The organism is Cellulosimicrobium sp. G4 BAM 1002, assembly GCF_057126935.1.
In genome coordinates this window covers 794,527-811,190 of sequence record NZ_CP182109.1, presented here as the reverse complement: position 1 = coordinate 811,190, position 16,664 = coordinate 794,527, and the positions used below count along the sequence as shown (strand labels likewise).

General features: G+C 71.7%; 21 protein-coding genes. 2 read left to right on the top strand and 19 right to left on the bottom strand.

Annotated elements, in window-relative coordinates; all coding sequences use genetic code 11:
* Positions 1 to 60 precede the first annotated feature (60 nt).
* Together ACMXGY_RS03830 and ACMXGY_RS03825 are read left to right on the top strand one after the other, a co-directional pair.
* Entirely contained in the window at positions 61 to 909 is an 849-nt protein-coding gene (locus ACMXGY_RS03830; protein ID WP_483775564.1) for a hypothetical protein, read from the top strand.
* Positions 910 to 935: 26 nt separating this feature from the next.
* Complete coding sequence (locus ACMXGY_RS03825) at positions 936 to 1,748, top strand: DUF2637 domain-containing protein (protein WP_483775563.1); 813 nt, start codon at positions 936 to 938, stop codon at positions 1,746 to 1,748.
* A gap of 113 nt (positions 1,749 to 1,861) precedes the next feature.
* On the opposite strand, the gene ACMXGY_RS03820 is transcribed toward ACMXGY_RS03825, so the two are convergent.
* From ACMXGY_RS03820 to ACMXGY_RS03730, 19 genes are all read right to left on the bottom strand, one after another.
* Positions 1,862 to 2,863, bottom strand: coding sequence for a pentapeptide repeat-containing protein (locus ACMXGY_RS03820; RefSeq protein ID WP_483775562.1), 1,002 nt, complete (start codon positions 2,861 to 2,863; stop codon positions 1,862 to 1,864).
* Positions 2,864 to 3,553: 690 nt separating this feature from the next.
* A complete protein-coding gene (locus ACMXGY_RS03815) occupies positions 3,554 to 4,435 on the bottom strand; it encodes a hypothetical protein (protein ID WP_483775561.1) in 882 nt (293 codons plus the stop codon).
* Positions 4,436 to 4,534: 99 nt separating this feature from the next.
* Positions 4,535 to 5,062, bottom strand: coding sequence for a hypothetical protein (locus ACMXGY_RS03810; RefSeq protein WP_483775560.1), 528 nt, complete (start codon positions 5,060 to 5,062; stop codon positions 4,535 to 4,537).
* Positions 5,059 to 5,226 carry a hypothetical protein gene (locus tag ACMXGY_RS03805; RefSeq protein ID WP_483775559.1) on the bottom strand — a complete coding sequence of 56 codons (168 nt, stop codon included), beginning with the start codon at positions 5,224 to 5,226 and terminating at the stop codon, positions 5,059 to 5,061. Before ACMXGY_RS03805 ends, ACMXGY_RS03810 begins: the two co-directional genes overlap by 4 nt.
* Entirely contained in the window at positions 5,226 to 6,059 is an 834-nt protein-coding gene (locus ACMXGY_RS03800; protein WP_483775558.1) for an N-acetylmuramoyl-L-alanine amidase, read from the bottom strand. Before ACMXGY_RS03800 ends, ACMXGY_RS03805 begins: the two co-directional genes overlap by 1 nt.
* Before the next feature lie 67 nt (positions 6,060 to 6,126).
* Positions 6,127 to 6,528, bottom strand: coding sequence for a DUF2746 domain-containing protein (locus ACMXGY_RS03795; protein WP_483775557.1), 402 nt, complete (start codon positions 6,526 to 6,528; stop codon positions 6,127 to 6,129).
* Positions 6,525 to 7,589, bottom strand: coding sequence for a hypothetical protein (locus tag ACMXGY_RS03790; protein WP_483775556.1), 1,065 nt, complete (start codon positions 7,587 to 7,589; stop codon positions 6,525 to 6,527). The genes ACMXGY_RS03795 and ACMXGY_RS03790 overlap by 4 nt, the downstream gene beginning before the upstream one ends.
* A gap of 1 nt (position 7,590) precedes the next feature.
* Positions 7,591 to 8,616 carry a tail fiber domain-containing protein gene (locus ACMXGY_RS03785; RefSeq protein ID WP_483775555.1) on the bottom strand — a complete coding sequence of 342 codons (1,026 nt, stop codon included), beginning with the start codon at positions 8,614 to 8,616 and terminating at the stop codon, positions 7,591 to 7,593.
* Entirely contained in the window at positions 8,613 to 9,740 is a 1,128-nt protein-coding gene (locus ACMXGY_RS03780) for a hypothetical protein (RefSeq protein WP_483775554.1), read from the bottom strand. The genes ACMXGY_RS03785 and ACMXGY_RS03780 overlap by 4 nt, the downstream gene beginning before the upstream one ends.
* 9 nt (positions 9,741 to 9,749) lie before the next feature.
* On the bottom strand, positions 9,750 to 10,682 hold the full coding sequence (locus ACMXGY_RS03775) for a phage distal tail protein (protein ID WP_483775553.1): 933 nt from the start codon (positions 10,680 to 10,682) through the stop codon (positions 9,750 to 9,752).
* Between the two features lie 11 nt (positions 10,683 to 10,693).
* Positions 10,694 to 12,706 carry a phage tail tape measure protein gene (locus ACMXGY_RS03770; protein ID WP_483775552.1) on the bottom strand — a complete coding sequence of 671 codons (2,013 nt, stop codon included), beginning with the start codon at positions 12,704 to 12,706 and terminating at the stop codon, positions 10,694 to 10,696.
* Between the two features lie 18 nt (positions 12,707 to 12,724).
* Positions 12,725 to 12,874 (bottom strand): hypothetical protein, encoded by a 150-nt coding sequence (locus ACMXGY_RS03765; protein WP_483775551.1) that lies wholly within the window; start codon positions 12,872 to 12,874, stop codon positions 12,725 to 12,727.
* A 14-nt stretch (positions 12,875 to 12,888) separates the two neighbouring features.
* Positions 12,889 to 13,332 (bottom strand): hypothetical protein, encoded by a 444-nt coding sequence (locus tag ACMXGY_RS03760; RefSeq protein WP_483775550.1) that lies wholly within the window; start codon positions 13,330 to 13,332, stop codon positions 12,889 to 12,891.
* A complete protein-coding gene (locus tag ACMXGY_RS03755; RefSeq protein ID WP_483775549.1) occupies positions 13,332 to 13,943 on the bottom strand; it encodes a hypothetical protein in 612 nt (203 codons plus the stop codon). The genes ACMXGY_RS03760 and ACMXGY_RS03755 overlap by 1 nt, the downstream gene beginning before the upstream one ends.
* The gene (locus ACMXGY_RS03750; protein WP_483775548.1) at positions 13,943 to 14,977 is read right to left on the bottom strand and encodes a phage tail tube protein; all 1,035 of its coding nucleotides are present in this window, start codon (positions 14,975 to 14,977) and stop codon (positions 13,943 to 13,945) included. Before ACMXGY_RS03750 ends, ACMXGY_RS03755 begins: the two co-directional genes overlap by 1 nt.
* A 4-nt stretch (positions 14,978 to 14,981) precedes the next feature.
* Positions 14,982 to 15,206 (bottom strand): hypothetical protein, encoded by a 225-nt coding sequence (locus ACMXGY_RS03745; protein ID WP_483775547.1) that lies wholly within the window; start codon positions 15,204 to 15,206, stop codon positions 14,982 to 14,984.
* Positions 15,207 to 15,217: 11 nt separating this feature from the next.
* Positions 15,218 to 15,700, bottom strand: coding sequence for a hypothetical protein (locus ACMXGY_RS03740; RefSeq protein WP_483775546.1), 483 nt, complete (start codon positions 15,698 to 15,700; stop codon positions 15,218 to 15,220).
* Positions 15,697 to 16,233, bottom strand: a complete 537-nt coding sequence (locus ACMXGY_RS03735) for a hypothetical protein (protein ID WP_483775545.1) — start codon at positions 16,231 to 16,233, stop codon at positions 15,697 to 15,699. Before ACMXGY_RS03735 ends, ACMXGY_RS03740 begins: the two co-directional genes overlap by 4 nt.
* A gap of 3 nt (positions 16,234 to 16,236) precedes the next feature.
* Positions 16,237 to 16,629, bottom strand: a complete 393-nt coding sequence (locus ACMXGY_RS03730; protein WP_483775544.1) for a hypothetical protein — start codon at positions 16,627 to 16,629, stop codon at positions 16,237 to 16,239.
* Positions 16,630 to 16,664: the final 35 nt, after the last annotated feature.

The window sequence follows — 16,664 nt, the reverse complement described above, 5'->3', positions numbered from 1 at the left end:
AGCAGGACCCTGCCCACGGCACCGTCAGCGCCCGACCCGACGACGTCCGCGCGCCGCCACGTGAACCGCTGGCGCGACGCCCTGTGGGCGTCCGACCTCCCCGCCACCGACAAGCTCGTCGCCCTCGCCTACGCCGACCACGCGGGCGACGGGCCACTGCGGGTGTGGGTCGCCGCCGAGCGCTTGCAGGCGCGCACGAGCCTCGGTCGGACCGCCACGACGGCCGCCGTGCGGCGCCTGCGCGACGCCGGGTGGATCACCACCACCAGCACCGGCCGCCGGGGCGCCACGACCCGCTACGCGCTCACCACGCCCGGCGACGTCGTCGAGCTTGAGCGCGACGACCAGGTCGGCGACGTCGTCGAGCACCAGGCGCACGAGCCGCGAGCGCCGCGACTCGTGTCGGCTCACGACGAACAGGTGTCGCCTCGCGACGAACGCGTGTCGCCTGCCGACCCCGATCCCCTTCCCTATCCCCTGCCCCATCCCTCCACCAGGCCGCTGACCGTCGTCGACGACGCCACCGGCGAGCGGGACGCCCTGCTCGACGGGGTGGTGGAGGAGATCCGCTCACACCCCCTCGCCCGCGGCCTGGCGGCCGCGGCGGCACGCAACCACGCACGCGAGCTGCGCGCCGCCGGGTGGACGCTCGACACGTTCGCGCTCGAGCTGCGCGCACAGGACTTCGCGGGCGCCCGCGGCCCGGGCCTTCTCCGCTACCGCCTCACCGCACTCGCGCAGTCCGGACCCGCTCCGGCGCCCGCGCCCCGCACGCCCAACCGCCCGACGACCACGACCCGCGCTCTCTTCGCCGAGGCCGACGCCGCCCAGGCCGCCGCACCCCCGCAGCCCGAGACCATCGCCGACGTCCGCGCCGCGATCGCCGCCGCACGCCGCCTCGCCCGCTGACCACCACGCACGAGAGGACCACCGCTATGACGACCACCGCCACGCCCCGCCCGACGACGTCCGCCCGGATCAACCCCGACAACCGCCTCATGCTCGCCGGCCTGCTCGTCGTCCTGGTCGCGGTCGCAGCCGCGTCTTTCACGCTCTCGTTCACCGGCGTCTCCGCGGCCGCGCCGTGGGCCGCGATCCCCGTCCACCTCGCGTGGCTCGTGCCCGTCGCGCTCGAGGTCGCCATGCTCGGCTACGTAATCGCCGCGTTCGTCCGCACCCACCGCGGCGAGAGTGCACGCCTGCCCTGGACGCTCGTCTGGGCCCTCACCACCGTCTCGTCCGCGATCAACGCCGCCCACGCCTGGGACGCCGGCCCCCAGGGCTGGCAGGGCATCGTCGGCGCGCTCCTCGCCGCGGGGTTCCCGTTCATGACGCTCGCCGCCGCGCACGTCGTCGCCGGCGTCGCGTTCGGCCCGCTCACGGACACCGCCCCGGTGACGGACACGGACACCGAGACGAGGGCCGCGAGCGCGGGAGAGACGGACACGGAAGCCGCGGAGGTCGCCGTGCCGGTCGCGATCGTCGCGGAGCACGCGCCCGAGCTGCACGCCGCACCGGACACTCGGACAGACGGCGGGCAGGCCCGGACGGCGCGGCGCGGACGCGTCGCCCGGCACCACGACGAGATCGTGCGTCTCGCCCGGACAACCGACAGGTCCGGACGTCGCATCGCCGAGGACCTCGGCCTGGACAAGACGGCCGTCTGCGCGATCGTCCGCGAGGCCCGGGACGGACAGGCGGAGACGCCGTCCGGGACGCTCGAGCTCGCCGTAGGCTCCCCCGCATGACGACGGATACGCGACTCCAGCCGCCTCGCGCGCGAGCTCGGTGACGGGTGGCGACGGTGCCCCACGAGCCGTCGCGCGAGCTGAGGGCTTGACTCCCTAGTGGCGCGCGGCCGTTAGCGCTTCATGTAGCTGATGTCGGCTGCGTCATCGAGGTTTACCCGCGTGAGGTTGGCACCTCGCATGTAGGTGCCACCCAAGTCCGCGCGGCGGACCACAGCATCTGTGAAGTTCGTCCGTAGGCAGCTCGCCGCCGTGAGGTCAGCCCCCATGAGGTTGGCCGCCGTGAGGTCGGCATCCCTCAGATCCGCGCGGACCAGCTCGGCGCGCAGGAGACGTGCATGCTTGAGATTCGCCCCCATCAGATGCGCGCCGTTCAGTGTAGCGCCGTCAAGCTTGGCCTCCGAGAGGTCCGTCTTGGCAAGACGTGCGTCGTTCAGATCAGCATGCGCCAGATCCGCGCGCGCCAGATAGGCCCCCGACAAATCAACCGGCTTTCTCTTATTCGGTCTGCGAGCCAGAACCGTGAGCGCGGCTTGAACGTCGATGCGGGTTGCCGGGTACTCGGGGATGCTTGGGCCCACACCCGCGTGCGCGCTGACGCCGCCCATCGTCACGTTCTCGAAACTGAGCGGCGGACGACGGCAAGTGTCACGGACGAAGGCCGCGAGAACATCGACGATCACATCGGCATCGCGGTCGGAGTCGTTTGCGATCCTCTCCAGTGCGTAGATCCCGCCGAGACGGATATGGGGGGATTCCGAACCAAGCTGTTCCACAGCGGAGGCATAGCGCCCGGTTCGGTTGGCGTCACGCTCAAGATCGTGGCGCGCGGATTCGAGGCCGTGCCGGCGCCAGGAGAGCCAAACCGTGACGCCAGCGCCAAGAGCGGCAAGTGTCGTGATGACCGTTCGTCGCTCCTCGACCATGAGGCTGGCGCGCTCGACTGGATCCCCGACGTCGGGCGCCACGAGAAGAGGCACTCCCCAGAGAACCAAGGCGAGCCCCAGCGCTACTGCGAGGACAACACCCCAGACCTTCCGAGCGGCGAACCACTCACGGAGCCGTTGCCTGCGCGACTTCGGTCTGCCGAGCCTCTCGTCGTAGAACGCCTCCATGTGCGCGCTCCGCGCTATCTCTTCAGATGTCATTTTGGCCGCCTCGCCGTCCCCGTCTGCCTACTGGTCGAACCTGGTGGGCCCGCACCGAGTCTCAGCTGTGCTGTCGAGCACGAACCACCGTGTGCGCACGCTATCGGCCGCGCTGCTCTTTAGCGCCCGCATCCGGGCCGTGTTCAAGCCTCTCCGGTGGCAACCGGGAGCGCAGCGGAGGGCGGCAGCCCATCTTCCAGCACACGCCACGGACCACGCGGACGTTCCCGAACGGATCTGGAAGCCCGGAGCCGTCGGCGCGGTACGAGCTGCACCGTGGTCGGATACGTCTGGGCCGCGGTCGTCGGTCTTACGCCTTAGCAGCCCGCCACGGGCCGACTGCCCACCGCCGCGAGGGGTCGGCGCCGACCGGGGTCGTGTGGTTCTGCCACCGGCCGACGTCGGCGCACCCCTCCGCGGCGAGCGCCCCGCACACCGGACACGTCCACAGCGTGTGCCAGAACGGCTCCGAGCACCCGCACCGGACGAACCGCTCCCGCGGACGGTCCCGGACGACGTCCCACGCCGACGCGCACGCCGGACACTGCCGCGGCGGGATCTTGAGCCACCGGCCGCGACGAATCTCGACCCAACCTGGCCAGTCGCTCTCCCCCACAAACACAGTCTCGCACCAACTCGAACACATGTTCGACCGAGTCAGTTGGAGGGGCCTGGTGTCCATAGGCCCGTGAAGTACGCGGTCAGCACAGCAGCAAGCAAGGTGCCAGCGACGGTCACGGCCACGACCTTCGCGTCCCGGTGTCCGCTGGCACGGGCGGCGAGCATCTCAGCTCGGGGCGTTAGATCGACCAGAAGCCTGCCGTTGAGCTCTGGGTAGTACCTCATCGTGTAGGCCGTCGGAGGATTGCGCGCCCCGGACACGAAGATCGATCCACCGACGAACGCAGCGAGAACGCCCGAGAACAACCAGACAGCGAGCGCCGGGGAAGAGGCGAGCATCGCCCAAAGCCACAAGCCCGCCAGCACTCCCGGGACAACAGCTGCGACTGCCTGCTTTCGACGAACCGGCGGCGTCCGGCGGCGGACGCCGGAAACGAGCGCCTTAAGCGCAGCGGCGTGGGCACGTTGCGACGTCGACTCACGGGGCGCGGGAGCCCCGCCCCCGTCTGGCGGCTGGGACATGAGGCTCGAGCTGTGTCCGTCAAGATGGAGGCGCATTGTGTCGTACCACATGTACCGATTCCACTCGTCGGATGGCTCTGCGATCTCGACCGCGAAGCCGACCTCGAACGTGACGCTCTCCCACTCCGCTCCGGCTAGATCCGCGACCTTCGCGCCGTATCGGACGTTGCCTGTGCCGGAATGCGTCCGAACGAGAACGTCTGCACCTGGAGGCGCGTGCGCCGGCGCCTCGGCCTTGTAGAGGTTCTCGGCTAGTTCGATTGCCTCCTGGACGTCCGTCACCGTCACGACGCCGGAGAAGAGCCAGTCTTGGGACATGTCCATCTCCGTGGCGGGAGGCACCCTCAGGTGTGTTGGCCCGTACCACGCGTTCCGCATCAACGACAGGATCCCCATGGCTGAGAAAGGTACCCGCCCGTGGCGCGCCTCATGCGACAGATGTGCCCCCGCTCCTCCACGCGGGAGGAGCGGGGGCGCAATCACGTGCAGACATGGTCAGGCGGTCGGCCGCCAGCCAAGCTCGAGGAGCTTCTCGACGATCAAGTCGGCCTCGTGGATCGGGTCCCGGGGCGTCGAGTAGACGGCCTCGACGTCGTCGAGGTGGTACCCGAGCAGGTCGCGCACCGCTTCGGCGACCTCGTCCTTGGCCGCAGACACCTCGGGAACCTCGTAGCCGGCGGGCGTCGTCGTGTTGACGATCGACGTGACGTCGGGGACGCCGTCCGGTCCGACGGGCGCGACGCTCGGTGTCGAGGAGAGGCCGAGGTGGCGCAGCCAGGCATCGACGCCGGGGATTGCCATGATGCGTGCGAGGGCAGCGGCGACGGCTGCCAGGACGGCGCCCGCGGCGACGACCCATGCGAGCCAGGCGTCCGGCAGGTAGGCGCCGAGCTCGTCGGACAGGATCGCTGCGACGATCGGAGCGAGGACCCCGAGCACGAGGATGACGGAGATGACGGTCTGGGCCGCGGTGCGCCAGGACGCGCGCGCCGGGTAGGTCTGCTGGGTGGACGTTGTGGTCATGAGCTAGCTCCGATCAGGTGGGCGAGCACTCGCAGGGGCTCGACGAGAGCGAGGTGCAGGACGACGGCCAGGCTGAGGACGCCGAGCGCGAGCGCGGCGGCGCCGAGGGCCAGGACGGCGGGGAGCCGGCGCGCCGCGGCGAGCGCGGCGCGCCGGGCACGCATCAGCCGATCTCCGCGCGGATGCTCGCCGCGAGACCGGCGCCGACCGTGCGCGGCTCACCGAAGGCGGCGGTGATCTCGGCGCGGCGCGCCTTGACGTCGGCGGACGAGATGTTGACCTGCTTGGTGGGCGACAGGACGAGCGTCCAGGCGTCCTGGTCGGTGCCGCGGATGATGAACGGGTAGCCCATGAGGATCTCCTCCATGTTGTCGGGCGGGGGCAGCGGGGGTGCTGCCGGTGCTGCGGGTGCGGTCGGGACGCCGGTGAGCTGGGCGCGGACCATGTCGAGGAACCGGGCCCAGGGGAACGCGGGGCCGGGGTCGGAGCGGCGGGCGGGGTCGGTCTCGCCGTGCCCGATGAACCCGGGCCGGCGCGCGAGCGCCTGCTCGCGGCTGATCCGCACGAGGGGGACGTCGACGTTCCAGTACGTCTTGAGGTCGCGGATCGCCTGGGCCGTGGTGCGGGCGCCGAGGCGCAGGATCGCGGTCACGAAGTCGGGCGGGTACCGGTCCCACATGTGCGCCTGCACGGCGAACGAGATCCCGATCGACCACCGGTTGGTGAAGCGGCAGTGCCAGGTCTCGTATCCGAGCGGGGCGTACCGCACGACGGTGTCGGAGTCGACGATGCGGTGGTACGACCCGGGCGTCGTGCGCTCGGTCAGGTACCGGGCGACGCCCTCCGCGGAGGTGTCCGGGCCGACGAGGTCGGCCGCGCACTCCGCGGTGTGGATCACGATCGTGCCGGACGGCTCGGCGCCGCCGCGGCGCGGGTTGCCGATCTGCGGGGACCGGCGGTTCGGATGGTCGATCCCGAAGAACGACTCTCCGGCCATGAGGTACCTCCTGGCATGACGGAACCCCGGGCGCCGTCAGGCGGCCGGGGCCGGGGTTGGATGGGGGTCAGGTGTCGGGGTTGAGGTGCTCGTCGAGGCGCTCGCGCACGGTGCGGGTCTCGTCGCGGACCTCGACGACGTCCTCTTGCACCGAGCCGACGTCCTTGCGCACGCCGCGGATCTCGCGGCGCGCGATCCCGACGGACCGGCGCAACTCGCCCTGCTCGGACGAGACGTCCTCGAAGCCCTGGCGCACCTCGGCGCGCAGCAAGTCGAGGTCGTCGCGCAGGTTCGTCTTGTGCGTGTTCGCGGTCTGGTCACGCGCCTCGCGTGCGTCGGCGGCGACGGCCTCGAGCTTCTTGCGCATCGGCCGGTTCGCGAGCACGGTGCCCGCCGTCGTGATGAGCGCGAGGGCGACGACGACCAGGGCCCAGCCCCACCACGGGGTCTCGGGTGGGGGCGGGGTCACGACGCGGGCACCTGGGCGACGTCGACCGGGTCGAGCGACGTCCAGTGCGCGACGAGCGGGACGACCGCCGTGTTGGACAGGGTGCCCGAACCGTAGGCCGAGGGAAGCGAGAGGATCCCCGTGTTGCCGGTGAGGAGCAGTGCGCCGATGTAGCCCGAGCTCGTGGCCGTCGTCCCGACGAAGGTCGACCCCGGAGACCCCGGGCGGAAGCCCTCGCGCACCGTCAGGAGGCTGCCCGCCGCGCCGCTGCTTCGCGAGAGCGCACCGTGCATCGTGATCGAGTTGCCCGATCGCAGGAGAAACGGCGTGTACTGCGAGCCCGCCGTCGGCGCCCACCCGGCCGAGATCTCCGACGTCGCGATCTTGACCGCTCGCTCGGACGGCACAGCGCGCCAGTTCGTCCCGTCCACGGTGTACTCGAACTCGCGACCCTCTCCGGCGTCAGCGCGGATCACCCACAGGGGCGCCAGTGCGGACACGATCCCGCCGGCACCGGTGAACGCCGTGGCGTAGGCGTTGCGCTCGGTCTTGTCACGCACGGGCACCGGCGTCCCGCGACCGGAGGTGCGCAGGCCGCTCTGCGTGATCGTGACGTTCGCGTGGTTGGTGTTCGTCGCACCCGCGCCGACGGTTGCGCGCGCGAGCTCGAGCGCGCCGGCCGGGAGGGACGGCTCGGCCGGAGACCCGGACGCGGCGCCCTTGGCGACGCCGACCTCGATGTCCGACGTCGCGTCGCCGGAGTCGATGTCGAGGTGGCGGATCCAGACGATGTCGATCCGTGCACCGGAGGCCGGCGCGGGGTCGGTGTTGACCGACAGGTTGCCGTCGTTGCCCGTGAGCACGACGCCGTCCGCCGTCGCGCGCACGACGGCGACGTGCGAGGGCCCGAGCTGGTAGGCCCAGCCGGCGGCGCCGGTGACGCGGCCGCCGGACAGGATGCCTGGGCGGGCGCCGAACGCACCGGCGGGTGCGAGCAGGCCCGCGAGCGCCTTGCGTGCTTCGACCGGGGTCGTGCCGCGGGTCGCGTCCTTGCGGACGAACAGGCCACGGAACAGGGCCATGTCATGCCTCCTGGGGGGTGACGATTGCGCGCAGCTCGTCGAGCTGGGCGGTGAGGTCGGCGAGCGTCTGCGCCTGGTCGTCGAGGCGGCGCTGCTGGTCTTGGATCACGGGGACGAGGGCGGCGGTGAGGCGGTCGTAGGCGATCGCGTCGGGGCGCCCCTGGTCGTCGTACAGGACCCACTGCCCGAGGCCGGCGGCGTCGAGCTCCTCGGCGATGAACCCGACGTAGCGGGTGCCGGCGTCGGGGTCGGCTTCGACCTCGAGTCGGTCGCGCCACGTGCGCGGGCGCAGCTTGAGCACGTCGTCGATGTCGACGGCCAGGTCCTCGACGTCCTGCTTGTAGCGCAGGGACGACGTGGATCGCTGGACGATCCCGGTCGTGCCGATGTAGCAGTTGCCCGCGTTCGACGTCGTCTCGTGGTCGATGAAGACTCTCGACGTGGCCGACTTGATGAGGACCTGCCCGCCGGAGTCGAGCGTCAGGCCGGCCGAGCCCTTCACGGTCGCAGTCCCGGCTTTCGCCTCGAGCCACGCGTCCTTGCCCTTGAGGGTGCCCCACCCGTTGCGTGACTCGAGATAGAGGTCGCCGTCGACGTACCCCCACAGGTAGCTGATGGGGACGTCGGTCTGTCCGATGATGACGGCCGTCGTGACACCGTCGGGAAACACCTTGGCGCGGAAGACGTCGGGCCCGCCTCGGACTTCGTCGTCTGGGGTGGTGTCTGGTGCCTGCACATGTAGGCCGATGCCGTCGGGCACGTGCCCCGCGTCGGTCCACAGCGGCCCGAAGTGGACGGCGGGGGTCCCGTCGGCGTACTCGGCGCGGATCCCGCCGCCGTCGCGCACGGTGAGGTTCCCGCCGTCCTTGACGGTCAGGCCGCCCGAGCTGATCGTGGCGGACTGCAGGGGCGCGGACGTCTCGAGGGAGGCGACCCGGTTCTCGAGCTTTCGGAACCGCTCGAGGATCGGGCCCATCGGGGACGGGTTCTCGGGCGGGCGGCCCTTCCACCCCTGGTCGTCGCTCATCGGTTCTCCATCGTCGGGGCGAGCTTCACGCTCACCGAGCGGGACAGGTCGCCCGACATCGACAGGACCCGGGACCGGTAGCGGCCCTCGCGCAGGTACTCGTGCGACGCGGGCACGTGCACGCGCGCCCAGTCCCCCGGCCGGTACGTGCCCAGGCGCGGCGCCGCGTCGGCACGCACGGCGAGCGTCCAGGTCTGCCACGGTCGGCGCGCGGTGTCGGCGAGCGCCGCGGCGTGGGCGTCGAGGGTGGCCTGCTCGAGGACGGAGGTGAACGATCCGGTGGCCTCGAGCAGGGGGTACCCGGCAGGAAGCGGGGTCGGGTCGTAGGCGGTGCCGATCATGAGTGCGGTCTCCATCCCGGAACCGATGGCCCAGGTGCGCTGGGCGACGCCGGTCGCGTCGACGTCGACGGAGAGCTTGGTGAGGGAGCCGCGGGCAGCGCCGCGGTCCCATGCCCAGTCGTCGCCGCCCTGGTGCAGCAGCGGGTCGGCGGTGGTGCCGGTACGCATGACCCACTCGACGCGCGTGCCGCCGCCCGCGAGGCGCGGCTGCAGCGCGATGTCCGGGCCGCCGGCCACCTCGATGAGCTGACGCACGCGCTCCCCGACGACACCGAGCTCGTAGCCGGGATAGTTGCGCACAGCGGTGCCGGGCTCGTCGTCGGGCAGCACGAGCGGCAGGGATCCCCCGGTGTGGCTCATCGCGGTCTGAATGAGCCGCTTCGCGATCGTGGCGAGCGACAGGTCGGACCAAGACAGGGTCGTGGTCTGAGCGCGCTCGCCGGCGGCGAGGACCTTGACGACGACGCGGTGGTCGAGCACCGACATCAGACCCGCGGCACCAACCTTGAGCTGGCCCGTGTTGTCGTCGAAGCCGTGCTTCCAGATCGGCCCGGCCTCGAGCACGTCGCCGTCGTCGGTGATCGCGGCCAGGTAGCACCGGGTGGGTTCGAGGTAACCGAGGAGCTCCCGCCGGGCGCGCACGCCGCGGGTGCGCAGTGGCACGGTCGCGTCGACGGTGCCGGCGTCGTTGAGCACGGTCGACCAGGCGCCGCCGTTGTCGGTCGTGGGGACGGTGGCGAGGATCTTGCCGGTGACGAGCTCACCGCACACGATGCGGATCACGGGGCCTCCTCACCACCAAGCCGGCGCCCAGGTCACCCCGAGCGATGCTGACGTGTGGGACCCGAGCGGAAGGAACATGACCTCCGTGCCGCCGTTCGCCGGCACGGGGAACCACTCGCGCACCGTGAGGGAACCGGAGCGGTCGGCGACGTCGTCCAGGAGCACGGTCCCGGTGGCCGCGTCGATCGAGACCGACGAGCCTGCGGCGACGTCGCCCTCGAAACGGAGTCGGCGCCCGGTCGGGACCTCGAGGATTTCGAACCCGGCCGCGATCGCGCCCGAGGTGCGAAACCGTGGCCACGACTCGGCCGTGCCCTCGTTGGCCAGCGCGACGCGTCCCGTGCCGCCGCTCTCCCCGAACTCGAGGAACCCGGTGTCCGTGGCGCCGTCGGTGAACAGGTCGAACTCGAGGCCGCCGACCATGAGCGGGAACCCCGTGGAGGTGCCGAGCTCGTCGCCGTACCCCACGGGGTCCGGGGCGTAGAGCTGCGCCTCGGCGAGGGCGAGCCCGAGCTCGTACCGCATGTCTGTCGTGACCCGGTGCCGGCGCACCTTGACGTCCCAGCGCACGGGCGCCCCGCGGTGCGGGAGGTAGGCCCACAGCGGGATCAGGTCCCCCACCGTGGGAACCATCGCACGGCGCAGCTCCGCGAGCGCCTGGTCGTAGGTGACACCGAGCTCGGGCTCGGCGGCGATCTCGATCTCCCACGCGATCGCGCGCCCCTCGGCCCAGTCGTCGCCGGCGTAGTCGCCGTGCGCCCAGGGGCGCGCCTCGTCGGAGGTGCGCAGCGACGGCAGCTCGTCCAGCCCGGACAGCGACGCCCACTCATAGGCGGTGCCCGGCCCGAGCCGTAGCGTGCCAAGCATGGCCTGCCACGGCTCGAGCACGGGCGCCGCCGAGAGGATGGCGACGGACGACAGGGTCGTGAGCGTCTCGGTCACGCGGTCTCTCCCTACCTCGATGCCCAGGCGAACGCGTCGCCGACGTCGGCCGGGGACATGCCGTCTGCGTGGAAGTGCTCGATGTGCAGCGGTGCGCGGCCGCCGTTGTCGCGGTCGGTCGCCCGGTTGACGTTCGAGATGAACTCGCCGAGGCGGTCGAGCGGGACGACGGCCTCGGGTCCGCGGCCCTCGCCGATGACGGCGAGGGTTGCCCGGGTGGCGATGCCGCCGTCGGCGAGCATCGGGATGTTCGGCGTGTTGATGGTGAAGCCCTTGCCGGCGAGCCCGATCGCGGACGTGAGCGCGTTGTCCGGGACGGTGAGCTCGACCTTGAAGTCGTTCCACCAGCGGATCACCTTGTTGAGCGCGCCGCGGAAGGCGTCGGAGATCCCGTCCCACATGCCCGAGGCGGCCGAGGAGATCTTGCCTGGCAGGCCCCTGACGAACCCGACGATCGCGTCCCAGTTCGTCACGACGAGCCCGATCGGGGACCACTCCCACACGCGGCGCACCGCGCCGAGGATGGCGCTCATGACGTTCGAGACGGTCTGCTTGCCCTTCTCGAACATGATCCCGATCGCCTGCCACCCGGCCTGCAGGAACGGCAGGGCGGTGTTGTTCCACCAGTCCGTGACGGCGGAGATCGCGATCTTGATCCCGGCCCACGCGGCTTGGATGATCTTCTGCCCGGTCTCGGTCTCGGTGAAGAACCACACGATGCCCGCCACGAGGGCCGTCACGGCGGTCAGGACGAGTCCGAGAGGGTTGGCCCGCATCGCCGCGTTGAAGAGCCACTGACCGGCCGTGGCGGCCGCCGTGGCGACCTTGCCGGCGGTCGTCGCGACGGTGGTCGCGACGGTCGCGAGCTTCATGTTGTTCAGCGCGATGACCGTCATGCCGACCGTGGTCGCGAGCTGGGCCGCGTCCCCGCCGAACGCCTGCACCCCGACGGCGATGTCGCCGACCGGGCCGGGCATCCCGACGAGGTCTTGCTTCCAGCCCTCGAACCCGCGGCGCAGCTCCTCGACCCGCGCCTTGGGGTTGCCCGACAGGGTCGCGGCCATGTTCTCCGCGGCGCCGGCGGTGTCGCCGAGGCCGGTCTGCGCGCCACCGAGCGCGTCGAGGAACGCGGGGATCTGCGCGGTACCGAGGTCCTCGATCGGTGTGCCGAACAGCGCGATGGCGGTGTTCGCCTGCGTCGCCGGGTCGGAGATCCCCTGCAGCCCGGACACGATGGTCGAGAACGCGCCAGCGGCCGTGTCGCCGCCCGCGAGGATCGCGTTGGACATGTCCTGCGCGTTGAGCCCGAGCGCGTCGTAGGCGGCCACCGACGAGGTCGACATGTCGGTCGCGCGGATCGTGAACTCCTTGAGGGAGTCCCCGGTCTTGTCGATCGCGATGCCGCCGTTGGCCGAGGCGTTGACGAGCATCGCCATGGCCTGGTCACCGGAGAGGCCGAGCTGGGAGAAGTTGACGCTGTACTCGTTGAGCGCGTCCAGGGCCTCGCCGCGCATCGACGTCGGGATCTGCTGCAGCGACGTCGTGATGAGGTCGAACGCCTCGGTCGCGTCCCTCGCGAGCCCGTTCTTGATGAGGATGCCCGCCGTGGTCGTCGACTCGGCGACGTCGACACCCATCGCCTGCGAGAGCGCGAGGGCCTTCTCCGTCGCGGCCTGGATGTCGGTCTCGGCCGCGGTGCGCATCCCGCCGATGTTCCCCACGACGGCCTCGACCGCGGCTGAGGCTTCGTCCATCGACTCGCCCCACGCGCCCCGGTACGCCCCGGCCGCGGCCGCGCCCCACCGCTCGGCCTCGGCCGCGGACGCGCCGAGGGACGCCGCGACCTTGTCCTCGAGCGCCGCGGCGTCGATGTTCGCCGCGAGCGCCTCGCCGATCTCCTTGCCGGCGAACGCCGCGGCGGCGGTCGCGGCAGCCTTCCCGGCGTTGGCCTTGAACGACTCCCACGCCTTGGCCGTCTTGTCCTCGCCGAGGATGTTGACGACGAAGTCCTTCGCGTTCGCCACGGCGGCCTCCTCTCGGTGCTACCTGCGACGAGCGCGGGCGACGGTGCCGCGGGCGCTGCGCTGGGCATGGCGGGCCCGCTCACGCTTTGCCTTGCGGTCGTCGTCGACGGACAGGGCCATCGCGACCCACTGGCGGAACGGGAGCTCGAGGACCTCCCGCGGCGTCATGCCGGGGAAGAGCCTCAGGAGGTCGAGGAGCCGGGCGTCGATCTGGTCGTCGAGCCATCGCTCGTCTCGGTAGAGCTGAGCGACGCGCGGGTCACGACCGGAGCGCTGGGCGCGGCGACGGCGTCGACCGGCGGGGAAGCCGTCGACGCTGACGTAGGGTCCTCGGCCTCGCCCTGGGTGGGCTCGGCGTCGCGCATGCCGACGTCGCCGGGCTCGGCCTCGATCTGCGGGATCGGCTTGTCGAGGATCTCGTCCCAGGTGAGGAAGCGCCCTCGGTTGTGCTCGGACAAGAACTCGACGATCTTCGTGATGAGCGTCTGCTTCGTCTTGTCGCCGTTCATCGCGACGATGTCGTCGATCCCGAGCCCGGACTGCTGCTGCAGCGCGATGACGGCGCGGCCCGGGGCGTCGTTGAGGTTCACGGCCCGCACACTCTGGCCGTCGATGATGATGCGCACTAGGCGCCTCCCTTGGTCATCTCGGTGATCGCCGCGGCGATCGCCTCGTCGATCTTCTTCGCGGCCGCGTCGCGGCCGGCGACGGCCGGGCCCCAGAAGTAAGGCCCGCCGAGCTGGTTGACGTACTCCCCCGTGCGGAACACGGGGTGGCGGAACCGCTTCGCCTGCCACGCCTGCGCCATCGGTCCCGAGATCCGCCGGTCGGTGCGCACGGACACGCCCTGGCGGGTCTTGCCCGTCACGACCCGGGTCTTGAGCCCGGCGCCGATCGCCTTGCGCATCCCGCGGTTGCGGTCGCGCGCGACCCGCTCGCGCTCCTCGTAGACGTTCACGCGCCGCAGGTACGGCTTGCGCCCGTCCTTCGGGGTCACGAGCCGCGTCTTGGTCCCGGTCACCGCGACCGAGCCGGGCAGATTCGCGGTCAGCAGCTGGCGCTGATCGGCGATGATGTCGTCCCCGACCGAGCGCAGCTCGCGGCGCAGCTCGCGCGCGAGCTTCGGGGAGAAGTCCTTGACCGCGGCCAGGACCTCGCGCAGGTTGGACGTGTCGAGCTCGAAGTCGAGCCCGGCCGCGGCCTGCGCAGCGGCCGAGCCCGACGACGTGCCCGCCATCAGTACGCCGTGTCCAGCGACCGGTACACGGCGTAGACGGGCTCGGGGTCGGTGCCCTGCAGGCCGGTCCAGTCGTGCGAGACCGTGATGACGTCGCCACCGTTGCCGGTCGGCAGGTCGCCGTCGAGGTAGATCGCGGGCACCGCGATCTGCAGCAGCGGCTTGACGCCGGTCGCGATCTCGGCCGGGCCCTCGAAGTTGAGCAGCATCGTCAGCTGCTCCTGGTCGCGGTAGGCGTCGGTGAGGTCGCGCCCGGTGTACTCGATCTCGAACGACCCGGACACGCCGTCGTCCTTGCCGCCGGTGAACGCCGCCGGCCGCGAGCGCCGGCCGCCGTTGCCGAGGTTCCACCCGTTCTCGTCGAGCCCGTTGTCGAGCGCGACGGAGGCGGATCGGACCGAGGCGAGCGGGGTGCCGGCCGACGCCGGCGCCGTGGCTGTCGGGGCGGTGAAGGCGTCCCCGCCGACGTACAGGCCACCGTGCACGAACGTGAACAGGTCGAACTCGGCGGCGTAGGACGGGGCCGCGTAGGGTTCGTCCATCGCGAGCTCGCGCGCGACCCACCCGGTCGTCACGGCGACGATCGAGTCGGCGGCCGCCTCGAGCGAGAGCGTCGAGCACTGCGCACCGAGGTAGGTGTACGCGTCGGTCGTCGAGGACCCCAACTGCGGGATGCCCTGCTGGATCGTGTAGGACGGGCCCCAGTCCTCGCGCTTGAGCGTGTGCACCTGCTGGAACACGCCCGAGTCCGTCGCGGTCTCCGTGATGGTGGAGACGCCGAAGAACGCGGCGAGCAGGTAGCCCAGGCCGCGGGTCGGGGCGTCGAGGGTGATCTCGCCCTCGGACGACCGCTTCACGATCGCTCGGCGGTTCGCCCGCGCGACGCGCAGGCCGGGGCGCATGCCCGTGCCCTGTGCGGTCTCGACGGACTCCTTGAGGGTCGCGTCCGCCTCGAGGAACCTCGACGGCGCCGTGAAGGTGCCGTAGGTCGTCTCGCTGGCGAGCCCGACCGTGTAGTCGCTCTGGATGCCCATGGGGCTAGTCCTCTCGCTCGTCGTCGACGACGCCGTCGGCGTCGTCCTGGTCGGGCGCCTCCTGGCGGCGACGCTTCGGCTTCGGGTCGGCCGGCTCCCAGTCGGCCTGCCCGGCGAGGTGCACCGCCTGCGCGGGCGTCACCTCGATCACCTCGCCGAGCGCGACGACGCGGCCGACGAGCGGCAGCTCGAGCGCGCCGAGCGGGCTGACGTTCTTGAACTTGCGCACCGGGTCTCTCCTCACCTGGTCACGATCACGCGAGCCGCGTAGGTCACCGCGATCTCGCACAGACGGCCTTCCCCGGCCTCGGTCTCATCGGTCGCGCCGTCGGACGTGAGCTCGTCCGAGAAGCACCACAGCGCCGCGCCGGCCATGGTCGGGTCCTCGCGCAGGTGCTCGTCGATCAGCCCGAGCAACCCGTAGGCGCGGTCGTGCGGCTCGGCGTCGTCCGCCGTCACGCGGAAGCTGACGATGCTCACGTCGACATAGACCGTGATCTCGCGGCGCCGCTGCGGGCTCGTGGTGCCCTCCCCCGGCGTCGCGCGCACGGCGGTGACAGCGACCGAGTCGAACCACTCCGCGGGCCACACGAACCCGAACCGGACATCGACCTCGGTCTCGTCCGCGGCCGCGAGCGCCGCGGCGATCTGGTCGTGCAGGGCGTGCTTGACGCTCGACGTCGCGGCGCCGAGCGAGGGGTACATGCCGACGCCGGTCGTCACGCGAAGCCTCCCGGGAGCACGTAGTCCTTGATGAGCTCGGACACCTGACGCGGCAGGGCGAAGCCCTGCAGCACGTCGACGTCGCGCTCGTTCGTGCCGGCACGCCCGGGCCCCTTCGGCCCGACCTTCGTCGGCCCCGCGAGGAACGCCGCGAGGCGCTGCCCCGCGAGGACCACCTCGTCCGGGACCGTGCCGGGCGGGCGCGCCGTCGCGGTCACCACGACGCGGCCCGGCCCGAACGTCCCGTAGACGAGGCCCGCATCGGGGTCCGTCGCGAGCGGGGTGACGGCCACGCCGTCGACCGTGACCGTGTCGATGCTCACGACGGGCCACGGCAGGACGACCGCCGAGCGGGACGTCACCGCCGTGACCGCGTGCGTGAGCTGCTGCCCGTGCCACGGGCCGACCCGGCGCTCGATCGCCGACACCGCCGAGGCCGCGTACTGCACGAGCTCGTCAGCGCGCGACTCCGGCCACGACATGTCAGCCGCGACCATCGCACCGGTGATCGGCCAGGCCGGCTCCGTAGCCACCGGTCAGTCCGCCTTCGGCTCGGCGGCCGCGGCCGCGGAGCGGCGCTGACGGCCCTTCGGCGCCTCGGCCTTCGCCGACTCGTCGACCGGCTCGGGGTCCGGCTTCGGCTCGACCGGCTCGGGGTCCGGCTTCGGCTCGACGGGCTCGGGGTCGGGCTTCGACTCGACCGGCTCGGGCACCGCCCGCGTGGTCGGGACCGTGGCGACCTCGACCGGGGTCGGGATCGTGGCAACCTCGACGCCGGGCTCGTCGTCGACGACCTTCACGAGACCCGAGGCGACGTACTGCCGCAGCTCCCGGTCGGTCAGGTCGGAGGGTGCGGGCTCGCCTGGCTTGGGCCAGTCGACACCGTTCCGGGTGCCGGAGATGTACGCCTTCATGATGTGCTGGGACATGCTCTTGCTCCTCGCTGCTCGAGGTCGGACCAGGG

Bases quoted from the DNA above. Each gene is read 5' to 3' on its own strand.
- ACMXGY_RS03785 (WP_483775555.1), bottom strand. From the start codon at position 8,616: ATGAGCGACGACCAGGGGTGGAAGGGCCGCCCGCCCGAGAACCCGTCC.
- ACMXGY_RS03805 (WP_483775559.1), bottom strand. From the start codon at position 5,226: ATGCGTGCCCGGCGCGCCGCGCTCGCCGCGGCGCGCCGGCTCCCCGCC.
- ACMXGY_RS03765 (WP_483775551.1), bottom strand. From the start codon at position 12,874: ATGACGCCGCGGGAGGTCCTCGAGCTCCCGTTCCGCCAGTGGGTCGCG.
- ACMXGY_RS03800 (WP_483775558.1), bottom strand. From the start codon at position 6,059: ATGGCCGGAGAGTCGTTCTTCGGGATCGACCATCCGAACCGCCGGTCC.
- ACMXGY_RS03825 (WP_483775563.1), top strand. From the start codon at position 936: ATGACGACCACCGCCACGCCCCGCCCGACGACGTCCGCCCGGATCAAC.
- ACMXGY_RS03820 (WP_483775562.1), bottom strand. From the start codon at position 2,863: ATGGAGGCGTTCTACGACGAGAGGCTCGGCAGACCGAAGTCGCGCAGG.
- ACMXGY_RS03750 (WP_483775548.1), bottom strand. From the start codon at position 14,977: ATGGGCATCCAGAGCGACTACACGGTCGGGCTCGCCAGCGAGACGACC.
- ACMXGY_RS03815 (WP_483775561.1), bottom strand. From the start codon at position 4,435: ATGGGGATCCTGTCGTTGATGCGGAACGCGTGGTACGGGCCAACACAC.
- ACMXGY_RS03755 (WP_483775549.1), bottom strand. From the start codon at position 13,943: ATGGCGGGCACGTCGTCGGGCTCGGCCGCTGCGCAGGCCGCGGCCGGG.
- ACMXGY_RS03730 (WP_483775544.1), bottom strand. From the start codon at position 16,629: ATGTCCCAGCACATCATGAAGGCGTACATCTCCGGCACCCGGAACGGT.
- ACMXGY_RS03790 (WP_483775556.1), bottom strand. From the start codon at position 7,589: ATGGCCCTGTTCCGTGGCCTGTTCGTCCGCAAGGACGCGACCCGCGGC.
- ACMXGY_RS03810 (WP_483775560.1), bottom strand. From the start codon at position 5,062: ATGACCACAACGTCCACCCAGCAGACCTACCCGGCGCGCGCGTCCTGG.